Origin of the sequence: Indibacter alkaliphilus LW1 (assembly GCF_000295935.2) — a bacterium.
GTDB lineage: Bacteria > Bacteroidota > Bacteroidia > Cytophagales > Cyclobacteriaceae > Indibacter > Indibacter alkaliphilus.
This window is the reverse complement of record NZ_ALWO02000002.1, coordinates 66495-84367: the sequence shown is the minus strand read 5'-3', so window position 1 is coordinate 84367 and position 17873 is coordinate 66495. Positions and strand designations below refer to the sequence as shown.

Sequence of the window (17873 nt, the reverse complement as noted above, 5' to 3'; positions counted from 1 at the left end):
CCAGTGTAAGGGAATTGTGCTTACTTTTTGACAACGAGCTTTTTTGTAACAATATTCTTGTTGTCGACAAATAAGGTATAAAAATATACTCCAGGATTGAGGTCAGCCACATTGATGACCAGGCTTTTTTGCATAGGGTCTAAGAGATATTCAGCTACAGGATTGCCGATAAAGCTGTTGATACTGATTTTTGCTGTGGCATTGGGATTTTTATATTCATAATCAATCTGGGCTGTACTGATGGCAGGGTTCGGGAAAACACTGCCCAAAGAAATGTCTTTGTGATTGGTTTCGTCTATGGATGGATTGTAAACTTCATAGACTGCTTCAATCATAAATACATCTCTTGAATTATTCGGGTTGGTAAAGTGTAAGTCGAAGTTCCCTCTGAGTTCTGCAATACCCAGGTCAAATTCAAGGTAAAGATCTGTAAAGATTTCTCCTGGTTTCAGGTCAAGTTTGATCTTAGCAAGTTCTTTTCTCGGATCAAAACACCTGTCAGCTATACATACTTTGATGTTTTGAGAAGAACCTATATTTCCTCTCAAATACTTGAGGGTATATTCTTTGGTTTCTTTGGATTCGTTTTGAATGATGAGGGATTTGCGGTGAGAAGTGCCGATTTTTCCACTGAATTCTATATTCTCAGAAAGCACACGAACCTGCCCATCTACAGCGAGGGGAAGCATAAACATGCCACATATCAAAAATTTGAGAATACTTTTCATGTAGAATTTTATCAATAAGCCCTAATTTTTCTTTTTATAACTCATTTCATCTACGAATAAAAATACCAAATAGGTTTCAGTTTTATACTATGTTGGGGTTAATTTTTGTTAAGCTCTGTAAAATTTTTTTTAACCGTCATCGTTCTCTGGATCCTTTGAAACATTCGGCATTTCCAATAACTTCATTTCAGACCCGGATTTAATTTTTTCATCTATTAATTTTTGCAGTTCTTCATCACTTGGGCGCTGTATCAACACATCCGGCTGATTAAATAAATCTTCAGGAACTTCTTCTCTTTTTCTTGGAGTCCGCCAAGCATAAATTAACTCCATGCTGGGTTTTTCTTCTTCCCGCCATGTAAAACCTTCCAAAAGCTTATCTTCCTCTTTTATAAGGTGTGGAGGGTTGAATTCTCCTTCAGGTTTGACCAACCAGTTGATTTTATGAATGTTGCCCTCTTCAAAGAACATCATGATATTGGCGCAAAGCATTTTATTCATTCCGCGCAGTGTAGAATCACCAATGACGTCAAAATATATGGATTCTCCATTACCCTCAATATGAAAGCGCGAAATTTGACCTTCTTTAAAATAACCTGTCATCTTACGCCCTTTCATTTGATTGAAATTGTTCAAAGTGTCTTTTGTGATGTTGAATGCATTTCTATTGAGATACACTCTGTCAATTTCTTCATTTGCAATCAAGAACCTGACAGAATCAGCAGTGATCTGACTTTTATCATTCCATAAAATGGGATCCCTGTATAGGTGTATAGTGGAATCAGAATAGATATAAGCCAATGAATCAGATTTCCCAAAAAGATCAGATTTGATCATCTGAACGTTGCGGAAGGCCAATAAGTGCCTTTCCTCTTCCAGTTCGCTGTCTTGGGATATCAGTGTATCGGCAATCATAAACATCGTATCCTTTTCGAAGTATTTTTGAACCAGGGCATTCCCATATACAATGCTGTATTTTCGGTCCTCCCAATATTTTCCTTCTTCTCCGAAAATCTCTACATCTCTTTCTTTGTTGTAAACGCTTACATCAGTCCGGCCTTCGTAATATTTCAGGTTTTCATCATAATAGAGTACCTCGGCATAGACTTTACTGGTAGCTGTCTCTACATCCCCATCATAAAACCTGAAGATTTTTCTTTCTGTATCGTAGAAGCTTCCTTTTTGAGCATTCAGCTTGTCTCCTTCTTTGGAAACAATATTGGTGAGACCTACTGTTTCGGCAGTTTTGGGCACTGTCATGTAGATCATGAAGTTGGTTTTGAGGGTGTAATCCGGATTGACCAAAACCACGTTTTCTGTAAAAGTGATTTTTTCAATTCTTGTTTCATATACGCCATTTAAGCTGGTTAGCACATTGGTCGAGTCCACCACTTTGCCATCGTTGAAGTAATTTGCTACTCCGGTTGCTCTGTTGTAATCCAAGAAGTCTGTGTAAAGGGTAGTCTCTTCATTTCTGAATACTACCTTATCCCTAAGTTTGGCAATTTTAGTATTTCCGTCATACTCGGCGTATCTGCTATTGGTGGTGACGGGATCCTGGGTGTCTACAATCCTCACGTTTCCAAAAAGTTTGGCTCTGTTTTCAGTCCTGAAAAAATGAGCCGAATCACAGTATATCAGGGAGTTTTGGTGCTTCATGCGCACATTGTCGATCAGCCTTTCAAAGCCGGCAGCTCCCTGAAGCAAATCAGCCTGTTGGATTTCAAGAGTATTGGAATCTTGTCCATGAGCCATTTGGGTACTGAATCCTAGGAAAAGAAGAAAGATGAATAGGGTGTTTTTAATCATTTGAAGATTGGTCGGCTCAAAATTAACCAAAAATGATATTTTTGGATTATGGTAGAGCGATTAATCCAACATATACGGTCAAAAAATCTTTTGGATCAAAAAGGAAAGTATTTATTGGCCCTCAGTGGAGGGCTGGACAGTGTAAGCTTGGGGTATTTGTTGAAAGAAGCTGATATTGAATTTGAAATAGCGCATGTCAATTTTGGGCTGCGTGCTGAAGAAAGTGATGGAGATGCTGCATTTGTTGAGGAACTGGCCAAAAAATGGGGGAAAATCAATCACATCCATAAAGTACTTCCGGATGCATTTGAAGTGCCTGGGCAATCCACCCAAATGATAGCCCGAAAAATCCGCTATGATTGGTTTTCGGAATTGATCCGTGAAAGAAAACTTGATGGGGTATTGGTTGCGCACCATTTCACAGATCAAATAGAGACAGTTCTTTTAAATTTGCTTAGGGGGACAGGAATAGAAGGAGTATATGGCATGGCCGATAAGAAAATTGATGTCATCAGGCCCTTGCTGCCGTTTCAAAGAGAGGAGTTGATGGCCTACATGCTGGACAAAGGCTATTCTTGGAGGGATGACAGCAGCAATGAAAAATTGATTTACAAAAGGAACTTCATCAGAAAAATTGTCATTCCGGCATTGGAGGAAGGGTATCCGGATGCTTTAAGAAGTTTAAATGATAGTTTCGACAGGATCAAAGACACGGGGAAAGCCTTTTTTCATCTTTTTGACAATTGGCAAAAAGAAAATATCATCAATGAAGGAGATGCCCAGTATCTGGCCTTGAAATGTCTGGGCAATCTACCTGGAAAATCCTCCATGATCTATTATTGGCTCAGGAATTACGGGTTCAATATTTCAGATGTGGAAGACTTGATAAAAGCTATTGAAGAAGGACATTCCGGTAAAAATTTTCACTCAGATGAATACTTTTTGAATCTTGACCGTGAATATTTAATTCTTGCCAGAAGTGATTTTGAATGGGAATCGCAATCCATAGAAAAGAATGACATTTCTATGTCCTTTAAATTTGGAAAATATGACCTGCTACACGTAAAAAAGGATTTTCCACTAGATAAAAATCCAGAGAATGCCATGTTCGATGAGGAAAAACTCAGATTTCCCCTTAAATTGAGAAAATGGCAAACAGGAGATAAATTTATGCCTCTTGGCATGCAAAAGGAAAAAAAGGTATCTGATTTTTTGATAGATTTGAAAGTGCCTTTAGTTGAGAAAAAGAAAGTAGCAGTACTGGAATCAGGAGGTCAAATCATCTGGGTCGTAGGGTATAGAATAGCGGAACAGTTTAAGTGTAAAGAAGAGAGTAAGCATATTTTGTATTTCAAAAAAAGATAAGTCATGATTAATCCATTTTCAAAAACCTTCAATGCTTCAGAACTGGAGACATTTCAATTTCTTGCGCAGACTTATCTTTTTGCGAGGCTTAAAAATGTGGAAATGTCCAGGTTTTTACCTGCCCTGCACCTTAGGAAATACAAAAAGGATGAAGTGGTGTTTTTTAGTGGGGATCCAAGTCAGGCTGTCTACATAGTCAAATCAGGGAAAATCCGGCTTACTATAGATGTAAAGGATAATTTCGAAAAAATCAATGAGGTGAGGAAAAGCGAAGTGTTTGGAGAAAATGCCCTTTTGGAGAATGTTAAGAGGATTTATACTTCAATTGTGGACTCAGAAGAAGCAGAGCTGTATGTAATACCTCATTTTGCCATTCAGGAGATTTTTGACTCCCATTCCAGAATCAAAGCCAAAATGATGACTTCTTTGGCTGAATTTTACAACCAGAACAATTACAGGCTATTCAAATCATATAAAAGCTCATTCGGATTTTTCAATCTAAATGAAATGTTTGACAAAATATCCAATGAAGAAAGATGACCGAATAGATTTTATATATACCATTTAGCAAATCATCGGACCTATTCGCTAAGGAATCAGACTGATTACTTCATATAATTGGCATTGTTTAATAACTTAGCGGGACTTTTGAAAAATTTAAATAAATACAAACAATAAATCATAAATTCATGACTAAAGTGACCGTAGTAGGCGCCGGAAATGTGGGTGCTACTTGTGCTGATGTTTTAGCATACAGAGAAATTGCCGAAGAAATTGTCTTGATAGACATCAAAGAGGGAGTTGCCGAAGGCAAAGCTTTGGATATATGGCAAAAAGCCCCAATCAACCAATACGATAGCAGAACAGTGGGCAGCACCAATGACTACAGCAAAACTGCCAATTCAGATGTAGTGGTAATTACTTCGGGTCTTCCTAGAAAGCCTGGAATGACCAGAGACGATTTGATCGAAACCAATGCAGGTATTGTGAAGTCTGTTACAGAAAATGTAATCAAACATTCTCCTGATGCGATCATTATCGTAGTTTCTAACCCACTTGACGTAATGACTTACCAGGCGCATATCACTTCCAAGCTTCCAAGAACCAAAGTGATGGGAATGGCCGGAATTTTGGATACTGCCAGATATAGAGCATTTATCGCAGAAGAATTGGATATTTCCCCAAAAGAAATTCAAGCTATCCTGATGGGCGGCCATGGTGATACTATGGTGCCTCTTCCAAGATATACTACAGTGGCGGGTATCCCTGTTACCGAATTGATTGCCAAAGATAAACTGGATGCGATCATTGAAAGAACCAAGTTTGGCGGTGGAGAACTGGTGAAGTTGATGGGTACTTCAGCTTGGTACGCACCGGGTTCTGCAGCTGCTCAGATGGTAGAAGCTATTCTGAAAAATCAAAAAAGAGTATTCCCTGTTTGTATCAAACTTGATGGGGAATATGGAATCGATGATTGCTACTTGGGCGTTCCAGTGATTCTAGGTAAAAACGGTATCGAAAAAGTAATCGAACTGGATCTCAATGAAGATGAAAAAGCACTTTTGGAAGTTTCCAGAGGACATGTAAAAGAAGTAATGACTGTATTGGATAAGATTTCCAACAAGTAATTATTTCCTAAATTCCATAAAATCCCGGCCTGAGGTCGGGATTTTTTACTTTTTTTGATTTTTTTACGTCTAATAAAAAAATAAGCAAGCAAGGTCTGTGAGAGTTATCAGGTTTCTATTGATTACCTTTATTCTAGCCGGAGTCATTGGCGGAGGATATTACATCTATCAAAAGTATTTTTTGTTTGGGAAAAGTTCTGCTCTGGAGCTGGTCTCGCCAGATGCGGTTTTCGTATTTGAAACCTACCAGCCGGTCATGGCCTGGAACCAATTTACTTCACAGCCATTTTGGGAAAGAATGTCAGATATGCCTTCCCTGCAACAGGCTGCTGACCAGCTCAATCATTTAGATAGTCTCTTTGGTCAGGAAGGAGAATTGGAAAAGGTGCTGAGAGGGAATCAGTTTGTACTTTCCATGCATCCGGTAGGAAGGGAGGAATTCGATTTTCTTTACACCATAGCATTTAGCCCAGGTTCCGAATTTGGGTTTTTGGAAAAACTGGAAGAAAACATCCCGCCGCTTTCTCAGATCAATACTAGAAGTTACAGCAACGTTACCATCAAAGAGTTTCAAAGCCTTGATTTGGAGAGAAACCTGAACTATACCCTGATCAACAATGTGCTTCTTATCAGCTACACCTCGTTTTTAGTTGAGGAAGCGATCAGGTATTCTCAGAACAGTGGCACTGATAATTTTAAATCAAAATACAAAGAGTTATTTGCTTCCACTGTAAAGCCAAAAGGATTGGGGGTTTTGAGAATCTCAAGCCAAGGGATTGCCCGTTTTATGGAAGGAATTACAAGAGATAAGGATCTCACGATGATCAAGAGTTTTGCCAGAAGCAATGTGTCTGCAAATTTGGAGCTGAGGTTCGAGGATGAAAAAATCAAGCTGGATGGCTTGGCATTTTTTGCTGACGGGAGAGAAATGGACTGGTCACACAACAGCGGAATAGGCAAGTCTGATTTTCATAATTTTGTAAGCAATAGGACAGCTGCATATTTCAATTACAATCTTCAGAATCCTAGGCAACTGAAATCCATTCAGGATCAGGGTTTCCAATATAAGAGTACGCTCAAAGGGGATATAGACAAAAATTTGATCCAAAAAGGTTTTTTAGAAGATCTGACCGGGGAGATGGGGTACATGCTTTTTGAGATGGCCGGGTCTGAACAGCAGGATCGCGTATTGCTGGTCAAAACAGAATCAGCAGACCAACAGGTTCGGCTGTTGAAGCAATTTAATGCAGGAGTGGATAAGGCAGACCTATCATTGATTCCCGTAGACTTTTACCTGGACCAGGAAATATTTATCATAAGTGCGGAAGAATTCCCGGCGCATCTTTTTGAGGGGCGTTTTGTAGGCTTTCCGGATACTTACATTACCTCCATTGGTGATTATTTAGTTTTTGCGAATAGCAGCAAAGCAATGAAAATTTACATAGACGATTATTTTTCTGATAACATCTGGGGCAAATCAGTAGCATATAAGGACCTGATTGAAAATGTAGCCCTTGATGCAGGCTTTAGTTTGTCTGTGAACATACCGAAACTGTACAATACACTTGTAGAATCCTCATCTCCCACTTGGAAAGCATTTTTTCAAAAATATGCCCCGCAACTCAAATCTCTTGAATTGATGGCTTTGCAGGTAAAGGAGAGAGAAGAAGGAGATCAGGTCAGTTTGGAGTTTGGTTATAATCCTCAGCCGATCAGGGTAGTTTCCGATGTGGTTTTGAGTGAAAATAGATCCGTTCAGTTTGAAAGTCAGTTGGTTTACGGACCCAAAGCTATCCAGAATTTTGTGGACAGAAGTACTGAATTTGTAGTGCAGGATGAGCAATACAGAATGCATCTGATTAGTTCAGAAGGGGAAGTTGTATTTTCATATCCATTGGAATCAAAAATCAGTACAGCTATTTTCCAAGTGGATTATTATAAAAATGGCAAACTGCAATTGTTGTTTGCTGCAGGAAACCAAGTTTATATTATTGACAGACTTGGAAGCTTGATCCCTGGATTTCCGGTATCACCTGTAGGAAATGAAGAGATTCAACATCTCAATCTTGTAGATTACAACAATGACAGAGACTACAGGTATTTTGTAGCAACAGATGCAGGTAAACTTTTCTTGCTGGACAGGTCAGGAAAAGGACTGGATGGCTGGAATCCAAAAAATGTCAATAGCCCATTGTCCTCAAAACCGGCACACCATAGAATTGCAGGCGTTGGGGATAGGATGCTGGCTCTGAGCTCTGCAGGTGAGCTGTTTTTCTTTAATAGAAGGGGGGAAGCTGAACTTGGTTCTCCAATTAAACTCGGAAATGGAATAGAGTCTGATTATATCCTGGTCGAAAGGGGAAGTGCCTCTGATACCCGAGTAGTTACTGTGAGTAGTGAAGGTGAAATAGTGCACGTGAATTTAAGAGGAGAGTTGGCCTATAGAAATCAACTGGAAAGACCTGACCGGGAAAGCAAATTCAGACTGATTAAAGACCAAAAGGATGACAGGTACCTGTTTACGGTGCATGAATACAACAAAGTCTCTGTGCTGGATCCCGAAAGTAAGCAGCTCTTTGCATTGGATATTTTTTCAGAAAACCTGACCTTCCAGTTTTTCTCTTTTGGAGGAGATAGGAACATCTTCGTGGTGGTGGACAGAGATCAGGAGTTTGTATACCTGTACAATTTAAAAGGTGAGCTTCTGAACTCAAGGCCTATCGGGGGAACAGGAACCATAGATTTGAGGCACTCTGTTTCCCAAAATGAATATGTCATTTATGTAAGGGAAGGTACTAAATTCAAAGAGTATAAGCTGCCTGTTTAAATCAGGAATAAGATACCCTGGCTTGTTAGGTTTGAAAGTTGCAAGAAATAACCTGCCAGATATCTTTTCATTACTCCGATACATTTAAGGTTCCTCTTATTTGTTGCCAGGTTCCGTTTTCATCAAAGTAGGAATAAACAAGCTCAAACTCACCATGAACTCTTGAAGCATAAAAGGTCTTTTGTGTATGGATATCAAAATCCGAAGACCAGTATAGTTTGGTTCTGAAGTCAGGGAAATGATCAGGTTTTGGAATTTTGATCAAATGGGGAGATATGTATTTTTTTGGAGCCTGAACAGGCCAGTAATTCAGGTAAAGTGCGTTTTCGGGCAATTCAAATCCCCCAAAATCATTTTCAAATGAGCTAAAAGAAACTACACCGGCAAATCGGTCTTTGTTGAGAAAAAACTCCCTTGACAGCACTTCCAGCTTTTTTAATCCTTTTGGATCCATTTTTCCGAATTTGTCCACATCAAAAATGGGCATGGCATCTATCAAAACCAGAGGGTTTTCCTGAAAGACCCCAGCTGTGGGCTTGTCCAAGACTTTGAGGACCATTTTTCGGGACTGTCTTCTGACAAGAACCTCAGGAACATATTCCTTTAAGGTGACTTCCAGATTTTCAAAGCGGGTATAGTCATCCAGCAGGTAAGTTCGGTCTGCCACAAATCCCGTGGCAATCGGTAAAAACTCCTGTATTTCCTCCTCCGTAAAATAGGATTCGGATTTGCCTGCAACAATCAGTTTTTGAAGTAATTCTTTGTCTTTTTCTTCCAAAATCAATGTTGGAAAGTGAAAATCATTTTTGAACTCAAATGCTGCAAAGGGGGACTGTGGGGAGAAGTTCAATTGTTTTTCCTGCTTTTCAGATTGAGCGATCAGAAAGTTGTAATCTTTTAAAGGTCCAAGTTCGAAGTACAAATTCCTTTCCATATCCGGTTTGGAAGAATTGAGAACGGATTGGTTTCCATGAGAAGAAAGGAAAAACGTTTCCGTCGTGTCAATGGGGTAGTCCAGTGTTTTGGCGTGGATTATATGGCCGTATGGCTCGGGAATCAGGTTATTTACTTGAGATATGTGCTGGTAGATCTCTTTTCTGAAAAAGCCTTTTTGATTTTTTGGGAGAAAAGGATTTTTGAAGGCAATGGAAAAAGTGTTTTTTTCTGACTTGGGAAAATTGTCTAATGGTAGATCAAAACTTGTACTGATCCCTGTTTCAATGAGATCAATGGTTTTAAAACTGTGCTCTATGCTTGAATAAGTATTTTTGGTCACTTGGTCAGCAGCTTGGCCTGGAGGAAGTTTTGGGTTGATTATCGTGACAAATTGATTGTAAATTCCTTCTTGACCCAAGTATGGACTTGTTCTGGTATATACCCTGAAAATATAATGGTCAGATTCTAGAGTATTGGGAATTAACAAATAATTTTCTCCTGATCCATTTTCCAATGGGAAGATCACTTGTGCTACAGCATTGCTGTTTCTGTCAATGAGTTCTGCATAGGCAATTTTTGAAAATGCTGGACCGGTTTCGGATTGAACCCAAGTACGAAAGCGGATAGACTCTCCTGTAATTAAGAGGGATTTTGATACATGCACATGCACAGACTCATTGGGTAAAGTCTGACTCTGGATAGCTAGACAGATGAGGAAGAAAATAATTAAACTCAGGTATTTTTTCATCTCAATCCTCCCAAAATTCTGGTTTAACATTTGAACCTCTCAAAGTACAGTCCACACATTCGCGACTGGCACCTCTGTAGCCTAGGAAAAAGGGCCCATCGAAAAGTATTCTGGCCGGGATTTCTACACCGGTTCGAAATCGGCTGCTTGCCAATTCTGGAGGAATAGTGTCCATACTCAAATTACAAAACTCATATTCAGGAATTTCTACACGCCAAGGAGCAACATCAGCTTGATCAATGTAAATCCTCTTTCTGGAAGATCTTCCCATACTGATAAAACCGATTACATTTTCATCCTTTTTCTCATCCACATTATTGATATTGCCACTGATCAGAGAAGGCAATGGGCTGAAAATCCCACCAATATCATCTGAGTTTTTTCTCAATATTTCCCAAAAATCAAATGCATCCTGATCTATTGCGCGCTGCACTACTTCTATACTGTATCTGCGCTGTAGTTTTTCAGATAAATTTGGGATTCTTACTAACTCTCTTTCAAGGATTCTATTGCCATCAAAACGGGCTGAATTTTGTAATACTATCCTTGGCATAAATGTAGAACTCCAGCAGCGGTCTACTCTTTCCTCTTCTCTTCGCTCTCTTACTCCTCCATTTTCAAAAATCAAAAACGAAGAGATACCTGCATTGAAAATCCAGTCCTCATTGTATGTCCAAAGAAAATACCTAGCATCCTCGTTGCCATTAGTGCTGACAAAAATTTCTACTCCTACTTCATCTCTCAACCAGCCCAATTCTTCTATATCCGGAGTGATAATCGGGGTCAAAAGCTCAGACTGGTACATTTCACCATTGCTTAGCCAGACATTGAGGAAGTATTTTTGATTTGGGTCAAATGATCCTTCAAGTGTATAGAATCCAGCTTGGTCTTCAGATTCTTCAAAGTCCCAAAAGGAAGTACCCGATTCTGGTATGAGAAAAACCCGGGCACCACTTTCAAAAACAACACTTGCAGTATCTCTTACAGGAGAAGTCCGGCTCAAAGAAATAAAGGACTCTCCATCCACTTCCACATAGCCTTCTACAACCAGAATAGCTAGGTCCTGACGGATAATTTCGGGTTCAAATGGATCTCTGCAACTGATAATGCTCAAAACCAGCATTAAAAAGCTGAAGATTTTTAGAAGTACAGTTTTCAATTTGCTCGATTTCATATCCGGAAATTGTAAGTAATAAATGGAATTGGCTGGGCAAAGATGGACAGTTGAAATCCTTCCAAAACTCCGTTGACAGGAGTGAAGTAAACTGAGTAAGGATTTCTTCTCCCCAGTAGGTTATATACCCCGACAGACCAGGAAGAGTGGGCCAATTTTTTGGATTTGTGATTCCCTTCCAGGTTGACAGAAAGGTCTACTCTGAAATAATCAGGGATTCTGTATGCATTTCTGTCTGAGAAATAGACTCTTTCATTTCCTCCATAGTTAAACTGCGCTACAGGCAAAGTGATTGGGCGGCCAGTGCTGTAATTTGCATTGATGGAAGTGCTGATGCGCTTGGACCATTCATAATTCCCGACCAAAACAGCATTGTGTGGTTGGTCAAAATTACTGGGGTACCATCCACCATTATTGATTTTTTCGGCTGTTTCTTCTGCTGCGGTTCTCAGAAGTGACCTGGAATAGGTGTAGCTGATCCATCCATTGAGTTTTCCTGTATTTTTTTTTAACAATACTTCTGCTCCATAAGCCCTGCCCTCTGTCCTGAGAATATCCTGCTCTACTGCGTTGTTGAGAATCAAGGTGGCTCCTGATCGGAAATCTATCAGATTGCGAAGGGTACGGTGGTAGGTTTCTACCGAAAATTCATATTTGTCAATTTTTAGATTTCTGTAATAACCTATGGAAATCTGATCCCCCCATTGAGGGCGGATATTGGGATCACTCAGTTTCCAGACATCTGTAGGAGCTATTGCAGCATTGTTGGTGACCAAATGAATGAATTGTCTTCCTGTGTTGTACCCTGCTTTGATGGAAGAGATATTGTCCAAAATATACCTGGCAGAGATCCGGAATTCGGGGCCATGATAAGTGTTGATAATGCTGCCAGCAGAAAATTCCCGTTCTCTTTCTAGATTTGGGGGAGCGATAGGTACTCCATCGCGGTATTCCCGGATGGTATTTGGGCCTAGGTAATTGTAGATGACGTATCGCATGCCATAATTCAGGGAAAGGTGATCATTTACTTCAAAATTATCACCTATGTAGAAGGCTGTTTCCAAGGCTTGTTCCGTATTCACACTTTCCGGAATGACCAGGGAAGGCTCTCCAACAGGGCCAATTTGGCCGGGCTGTAGCCTGTATCTGATGCTGTGCAGACCAAAATTCAGTTGATGTTGGTCATCATATTCATACTGGAAGTTTACTTTTGCAAAATCCTGTAAGATTTCATAACCGAAATCATAGGCATTGCTGGGATTGTCCCTGCCTTGAATTCCAAAATTGTATTGATCCCTTCCCAGAACCAGTTCAGCTTCCAATTTTTCATTGAAATAATGTGTCCAACCTAGATTGAAGTTTCTGTTTTCGTAGGTAAAAGTTGTATCCCTGTCAAAGCGGAAATTATCGCTGCTATTGTATACATTCAGCTTAAGGGTGTTTTTATCGTTGAATTTATGGGATACATTGAAGTTCAAATCATAAAAGGAGGCCCGGGCGTCATTGAAGTCTGTGTTTTCCTCCAGAATATCCAGAATCCAATCTGAATAAGTAGTTCTCCCACCTAAAGCAAAAGTCGTGTTTTCACCGATTGGACCTTCTACTGTGAGTCTGCTCGTCATCAGGCCGATCCCTCCGGTCACTTGAACCTTATCCGGATTGCCATATTTGGCCTCAACATCCAAAACAGAACTTAGTCGCCCACCAAACTTCACAGGCATCCCGGCTTTGTACAGCTCCACCGATTCCACCATATCCGGATTGAAGGCCGAGAATAGACCAAAAAGATGCGAAGGATTATAAATCGTGGAATGATTCATCAAAATGAGGTTTTGATCTGCTGCACCGCCACGAACATTGAAGCCCACGGAAGCCTCCCCTACAGTCTGTACGCCGGGAAGAGTAAGAATACTACGGATCACATCTACTTCGCCCAGGACTGCAGGAAGTTTTCTCATGGATTGAATGTTGAGGGATTGCACTCCCATTTCTGGCCTGGCGATATTGCTCATCTTTTCCGAACTGATCGTGAATTCGTCCAGAGAGATGATGTTTTCTTCAATAGCTATATCCAAAATACCATCTCCTAAAAGGCTCAGTTGCCTTTGCTCCACAAATCCTCCCAGATTTTGAATAAAGAGTGTATGTCTTCCAACGGGAAGGTGAATGCTGAACTCCCCGGCTTCATTGGTAATGGCCCGGGTGTAATTGACCCTTTCAAAAACCACCGCCCCAAAAACTGGGTTACCTGTGTCTATACCTGTGATCCTGCCACTAAGCGTAGCCTCCGTTTGGCTGCCTTGGCTACCGATTACATAAAGTTTATTTCTGGAAAAAGCCCTGTCTATGTCGGATTGTGCTCCAAGACTATCCCCTTTTATTTCCCTGTCTCTTTTATTGAAAAAATCTTCGGCAAGCTTGACTTCTAATGCTGAATTTTTGCTGATGAAGACCCGATTAGAGCCATCAATGCTAAACTTCAGGTCTTTACCTTCAAAAATTGTGACTAGGAGTTGCGGTAAAGTGTTTTCAGCAGCGCTGATATTGACTTGGATTTCTGAGACATCTTTTTCAAGAAAATAAAACTCATAATCACTTTGGGCCTCAATTTGCCTGGCAAAACGCTGAAAACTGATTCCAGGAAACAAACCTGAGAATTTTTTGGAATGATCTTGGGCCAAGGCCGGAAAAAGGCACAATATAGAAAAGAAAAAGACAAAAACTGCTTTAAGTTTCATTGGCTTTTTTGATTAATATACTCTACCAAGACGCTGAGGTAAGCTTTTTTGTCCGCTTTGAACCTGAGGTTTTTTCCTTTGAAAATATCTCTCAGTGCTTTATTATCCAGACCAAGGAAATCCCTTGCCTGCTTCCTCTTTCTGATGAGCTGGATTTCATTCCCTTTTTTCAGGAAAAAGTCACTTTTTTCATAAAAAACATCCGTGTAGGATAAGTTGTCTCTATTGGCCTTAGTCTGTTTGTAATGTTTTGTCAATAATTGCAGCTCCTCGCCGGCTAATAGTTCATAATAGCCATTCCGGTGGAAGGTGTAGCCAGGGTTTTCATCCAGGCGTATAAATATTCTTTTGGGGGTATGTTCCAAAATGAACTGTTCCACTTTGTCAGCTCTTATCAGAATTTTTTTGCTATGTATGGGCTGAAAAGTTAAGACTTCATCCTGCCAGATATCATAAAGCAGAGGGACCTCTGTGTAGAGCATGCCATTGATTTGGATATTTCCTTTTTCAAAGTTCCTCAAATCAAAATAAGGATGCCCCTCAATATTTTTGGCAGGATCAACATAATATCCACCCGAGACCACTTCCTGATCCAGAAGGATGTTTTCTCTATAGGTCGCTTGATAAGAAAAGTCGCCTTGGGCATAACCAAAGCTAATTGTCAATATCAAGAAGATAAGCGAAAAAAATATGGTTTTCATAGGTTATTATAGGCTGAGATACTTAAGTTTTAAATTTAACAAAATACTTAGGTGAATATTGGAATGATCTAAATAATTTTATAAGTGGTTGAAATTTATAAGTCAATTGAGCTAATTTGGATTTCAGTAATTTAAGATTAACAATAATTTTCCAACCTCTTACCTATTTAAACAGTGACTTCCAGAAGAACTATTCTTAAAACATTGGGCCTTGGCACAGGAGCCATTTTGGGCTCAGCGCTTAGCCATGCTGCACCTCTCAAACCTCAAAACACAGAATTCTCCTATTGTCTGAATACCAGTACCATTATGGGGCAAAAGCCCGGATTGAGAGGGTATATAGATATTGCATCAAAAGCAGGGTATGATGGTGTGGAGTTGTGGGTCAGGGACATTCAGGAATATGTCAATTCGGGGAATTCTGCAGCTAGCCTTAAGAAGATGCTGGATGATGCAGGCTTAAAGTTTGAAAATGCTATTGGTTTTGCTCCCTGGATGGTAGATGATGATGCGAAGAGAAAGGCTGGATTCCGGCAGATGGAAGAAGAAATGGAGTTGTTGGCCTCTTTGGGTTGTGATCGGGTAGCTGCACCGGCAGCAGGTGTGGATGCACCTTTGGATCTTTTTAAGGCAGGCGAAAGATATTCCCAGCTATTGGAATTGGGAAGGAAAACAGGGGTTATGCCCCAATTGGAATTTTGGGGGGCTTTCCCATATTTTCATCATTTGGGGCAGGTCCTGATGGTAGCAGCTGTCGCTAATGATCCGGATGCAAAGATTTTACCTGATGTATATCACCTGTTCAGAGGAGGGTCGGGTTACGAAGGACTCAAAATGCTGAATGGGGACTTGGTGGATATTTTTCACATGAATGATTTTGTGGCTTCCATTCCGAGAGAAAAACAGGAAGATAAAGATAGGGTTTATCCTGGAGACGGAGCGGCCCCAATGGAAGCAATCATTCAGACTCTGAAGCAAATGGGAGGGAAGAAGGTACTTTCTTTGGAGCTTTTCAATCCTTCGTATTGGGAAAAAGATGCTTTGGAAGTGGCCAAAACTGGACTGGAGAAAATGAAGTCTTTGGTAAATGGTGGTTGAAGATTTACAAAATACGATTGACGATGCTTTGGACATTTGCAAGGGGAGAAGAGAGGGGTGTTGGCACGAGCCTTCGAAATTTATCAATCGGTGTTCATTGTTTTAAAGATTTGAATTTCAAATATAGAACACTGAATAATGAAGGATGAGCTTGCCTTCCAGGCTGAGCTGATGAACCAAACTTATTTTGAATGTCGGGAAACCAAGGCCGATTTGAAAATAGTGGGGAATTATGATTATCGATAGGCCTCGTAAATCGTCCTTCGTAAATCAAAAATAAATGGCAACGTACAAGAGATTTATTTTTGTTTGCACAGGTTCGGACTGTAAAAAGTCCGGATGTAAAATGCTGCAAAAGCAAATCAAAGAACTCATACAAAGCGAAGATCATAAAGGTAAATTTAAGGTAATCAAAACCAAGTGTATGGACTTTTGCAAATCTGCTCCTACCGTTGTGATCAACAATGAGGTGGTCAAAAAAGCGGATATTTCCTCGATAAGAAAGAAATTGTGAGTACAGCTCAATAGGCTGATCTCAGGTCGAATCCTCATAAAAAAAGGCCTCTGAAAAAAGATTTCAGAGGCCTTTGCAATTTATCCTAATCAAAGATTAATCTACAAGATATTTTTCAACTGGTACATAGTCCATGTCAAACGCTTCAGCAACAGCTTTGTATACGATATCGCCGTGGATAACATTCAGTCCTGGTACCAGTTCCGGATTTTCCTGAGCTGCTTTTTTCCAGCCTTTATTGGCCAATTGTATGGCATAAGGAAGGGTAGCGTTGGTAAGGGCCAAAGTAGAAGTATATGGTACTGCACCAGGCATGTTGGCTACGCAATAATGAACTACATCATCAATGATATAGGTTGGGTTTTCGTGAGTTGTTGGCTTACATGTTTCGATGCATCCGCCTTGATCTACTGCCACATCTACCAATACAGTCCCAGGCTTCATGTCTTTCAACATATCTCTAGTGATCAGGTGGGGGGCTTTTGCTCCCGGGATCAACACAGCCCCAATGATCAAGTCAGCATCTTTGATCATGGTTCTCACATTGTATTCATTGGACATCATGGTCTTGACATTGGCAGGCATCACATCTGCGAGGTATCTCATTCTTGGAATCGACACGTCCATGATCGTGACATCTGCGCCTAGACCTGCAGCCATCCAAGCGGCTTGAGTCCCTACAATGCCACCGCCAAGAATCAGGACTTTGGCAGGAAGCACTCCCGGTACTCCGCCAAGAAGAATCCCTCTTCCTTTCAATGGTTTTTCAAGGTAATTAGCACCTTTCTGTACTGACATTCTACCAGCTACTTCAGACATGGGTACCAAAAGCGGAAGACTTCTATCCACTTTTTCAACTGTTTCGTATGCCAAACAAACTGATTTGTTTTCAACCATAGCTTTGGTCAAAGGCTCATAAGAAGCAAAGTGAAAATAAGTGAACAATAACTGGCCTTCTTTGATCAGTTTATATTCAGGCTCTATCGGTTCCTTTACTTTGATGATCATCTCCGCAATAGCGTAGACATCTTCTATGGTGGGAAGAATTGCTGCTCCTGCTGCTGTATATTCATCATCAGGAAAACCGCTTCCTTCACCTGCAGTGTGTTGAACAAATACCTGATGACCTCTTTTTACAAGTTCTGTTGCACCTGCAGGAGTTAAGGCAACCCTGTTTTCATTATTTTTTATTTCCTTAGGAACACCTATTATCATGATGCTAAAATTTGGGTTTTTAAATCGATTGCGCAAATATAATAAGGACACTTAGATTCGATACAAAATCTAATCATTATTTTGATTCGAATATGAAAATCATTCTTATTCAGAATAAAAGTTTGTTTATATAAAATATATTTAATAAAATTCTATTTTACTTCATTTGGAAATCGAAAATTCGGGTAATTTGATTTTTTAGCCTCAATAGGTTGATTATACTGCACTTCAAGAAGTTTTCCTGCTAATAAATAATAAAATTTTCAAAATTCAGAATTTAATTTTTTTTATTTCAATTTTATTTCAAATTATCGAAATAATTTATTGAAAAAATTAGAAATTATTCTCTTTTGGAGTTTGTAAAAAAATTAAAAATCTCTATTTTTGAAATA

The 17873-nt window shown here is 39.8% G+C and carries 13 protein-coding genes; 6 read left to right on the top strand and 7 right to left on the bottom strand.

Going from position 1 to position 17873, the window contains the following annotated elements; translation table 11 throughout:
- Window positions 1-20 precede the first annotated feature (20 nt).
- Both A33Q_RS00320 and A33Q_RS00315 read right to left on the bottom strand, forming a co-directional pair.
- The gene (locus A33Q_RS00320; RefSeq protein ID WP_009035245.1) at window positions 21-728 is read right to left on the bottom strand and encodes a T9SS type A sorting domain-containing protein; all 708 of its coding nucleotides are present in this window, start codon (window positions 726-728) and stop codon (window positions 21-23) included.
- A gap of 129 nt (window positions 729-857) precedes the next feature.
- Complete coding sequence (locus A33Q_RS00315) at window positions 858-2537, bottom strand: OstA-like protein (RefSeq protein WP_016254406.1); 1680 nt, start codon at window positions 2535-2537, stop codon at window positions 858-860.
- 48 nt (window positions 2538-2585) lie between these two features.
- Here A33Q_RS00315 and tilS point away from each other — a divergent pair, with 48 nt between their 5' ends.
- The 4 genes from tilS to A33Q_RS00295 all read left to right on the top strand — a co-directional run bounded on the left by tilS (window position 2586) and on the right by A33Q_RS00295 (window position 8357).
- Complete coding sequence (tilS, locus tag A33Q_RS00310; RefSeq protein ID WP_009035243.1) at window positions 2586-3902, top strand: tRNA lysidine(34) synthetase TilS; 1317 nt, start codon at window positions 2586-2588, stop codon at window positions 3900-3902.
- Between the two features lie 3 nt (window positions 3903-3905).
- Window positions 3906-4442, top strand: a complete 537-nt coding sequence (locus tag A33Q_RS00305) for a Crp/Fnr family transcriptional regulator (RefSeq protein WP_009035242.1) — start codon at window positions 3906-3908, stop codon at window positions 4440-4442.
- A gap of 149 nt (window positions 4443-4591) precedes the next feature.
- A complete protein-coding gene (gene mdh, locus A33Q_RS00300) occupies window positions 4592-5530 on the top strand; it encodes a malate dehydrogenase (protein ID WP_009035241.1) in 939 nt (312 codons plus the stop codon).
- 97 nt (window positions 5531-5627) lie between these two features.
- On the top strand, window positions 5628-8357 hold the full coding sequence (locus A33Q_RS00295) for a hypothetical protein (RefSeq protein ID WP_009035240.1): 2730 nt from the start codon (window positions 5628-5630) through the stop codon (window positions 8355-8357).
- A gap of 70 nt (window positions 8358-8427) precedes the next feature.
- On the opposite strand, the gene A33Q_RS00290 is transcribed toward A33Q_RS00295, so the two are convergent.
- The 4 genes from A33Q_RS00290 to A33Q_RS00275 are packed head-to-tail and all read right to left on the bottom strand — an operon-like array spanning window position 8428 to window position 14654.
- Complete coding sequence (locus A33Q_RS00290; protein WP_051394788.1) at window positions 8428-10041, bottom strand: hypothetical protein; 1614 nt, start codon at window positions 10039-10041, stop codon at window positions 8428-8430.
- 1 nt (window position 10042) lies between these two features.
- A complete protein-coding gene (locus tag A33Q_RS00285; RefSeq protein ID WP_009035239.1) occupies window positions 10043-11215 on the bottom strand; it encodes a DUF4249 domain-containing protein in 1173 nt (390 codons plus the stop codon).
- Window positions 11212-13953, bottom strand: coding sequence for a TonB-dependent receptor (locus A33Q_RS00280; protein WP_009035238.1), 2742 nt, complete (start codon window positions 13951-13953; stop codon window positions 11212-11214). The genes A33Q_RS00285 and A33Q_RS00280 overlap by 4 nt, the downstream gene beginning before the upstream one ends.
- A complete protein-coding gene (locus A33Q_RS00275) occupies window positions 13950-14654 on the bottom strand; it encodes a hypothetical protein (protein ID WP_009035237.1) in 705 nt (234 codons plus the stop codon). The genes A33Q_RS00280 and A33Q_RS00275 overlap by 4 nt, the downstream gene beginning before the upstream one ends.
- 174 nt (window positions 14655-14828) lie before the next feature.
- Between A33Q_RS00275 and A33Q_RS00270 the strand changes: the two genes are divergently transcribed.
- Together A33Q_RS00270 and A33Q_RS00265 are read left to right on the top strand one after the other, a co-directional pair.
- Window positions 14829-15752 carry a sugar phosphate isomerase/epimerase family protein gene (locus tag A33Q_RS00270; RefSeq protein WP_016254402.1) on the top strand — a complete coding sequence of 308 codons (924 nt, stop codon included), beginning with the start codon at window positions 14829-14831 and terminating at the stop codon, window positions 15750-15752.
- Window positions 15753-16032: 280 nt separating this feature from the next.
- The gene (locus A33Q_RS00265) at window positions 16033-16266 is read left to right on the top strand and encodes a (2Fe-2S) ferredoxin domain-containing protein (RefSeq protein WP_040489539.1); all 234 of its coding nucleotides are present in this window, start codon (window positions 16033-16035) and stop codon (window positions 16264-16266) included.
- Between the two features lie 96 nt (window positions 16267-16362).
- Here A33Q_RS00265 and ald read toward each other — a convergent pair whose 3' ends face one another.
- A complete protein-coding gene (gene ald / locus A33Q_RS00260; RefSeq protein WP_009035234.1) occupies window positions 16363-17481 on the bottom strand; it encodes an alanine dehydrogenase in 1119 nt (372 codons plus the stop codon).
- Window positions 17482-17873 lie beyond the last annotated feature (392 nt).

Bases quoted from the DNA above. Each gene is read 5' to 3' on its own strand.
- A33Q_RS00320 (WP_009035245.1), bottom strand. From the start codon at position 728: ATGAAAAGTATTCTCAAATTTTTGATATGTGGCATGTTTATGCTTCCC.
- A33Q_RS00315 (WP_016254406.1), bottom strand. From the start codon at position 2,537: ATGATTAAAAACACCCTATTCATCTTTCTTCTTTTCCTAGGATTCAGT.
- tilS (WP_009035243.1), top strand. From the start codon at position 2,586: ATGGTAGAGCGATTAATCCAACATATACGGTCAAAAAATCTTTTGGAT.
- A33Q_RS00305 (WP_009035242.1), top strand. From the start codon at position 3,906: ATGATTAATCCATTTTCAAAAACCTTCAATGCTTCAGAACTGGAGACA.
- mdh (WP_009035241.1), top strand. From the start codon at position 4,592: ATGACTAAAGTGACCGTAGTAGGCGCCGGAAATGTGGGTGCTACTTGT.
- A33Q_RS00290 (WP_051394788.1), bottom strand. From the start codon at position 10,041: ATGAAAAAATACCTGAGTTTAATTATTTTCTTCCTCATCTGTCTAGCT.
- A33Q_RS00285 (WP_009035239.1), bottom strand. From the start codon at position 11,215: ATGAAATCGAGCAAATTGAAAACTGTACTTCTAAAAATCTTCAGCTTT.
- A33Q_RS00280 (WP_009035238.1), bottom strand. From the start codon at position 13,953: ATGAAACTTAAAGCAGTTTTTGTCTTTTTCTTTTCTATATTGTGCCTT.
- A33Q_RS00275 (WP_009035237.1), bottom strand. From the start codon at position 14,654: ATGAAAACCATATTTTTTTCGCTTATCTTCTTGATATTGACAATTAGC.
- A33Q_RS00265 (WP_040489539.1), top strand. From the start codon at position 16,033: ATGGCAACGTACAAGAGATTTATTTTTGTTTGCACAGGTTCGGACTGT.
- ald (WP_009035234.1), bottom strand. From the start codon at position 17,481: ATGATAATAGGTGTTCCTAAGGAAATAAAAAATAATGAAAACAGGGTT.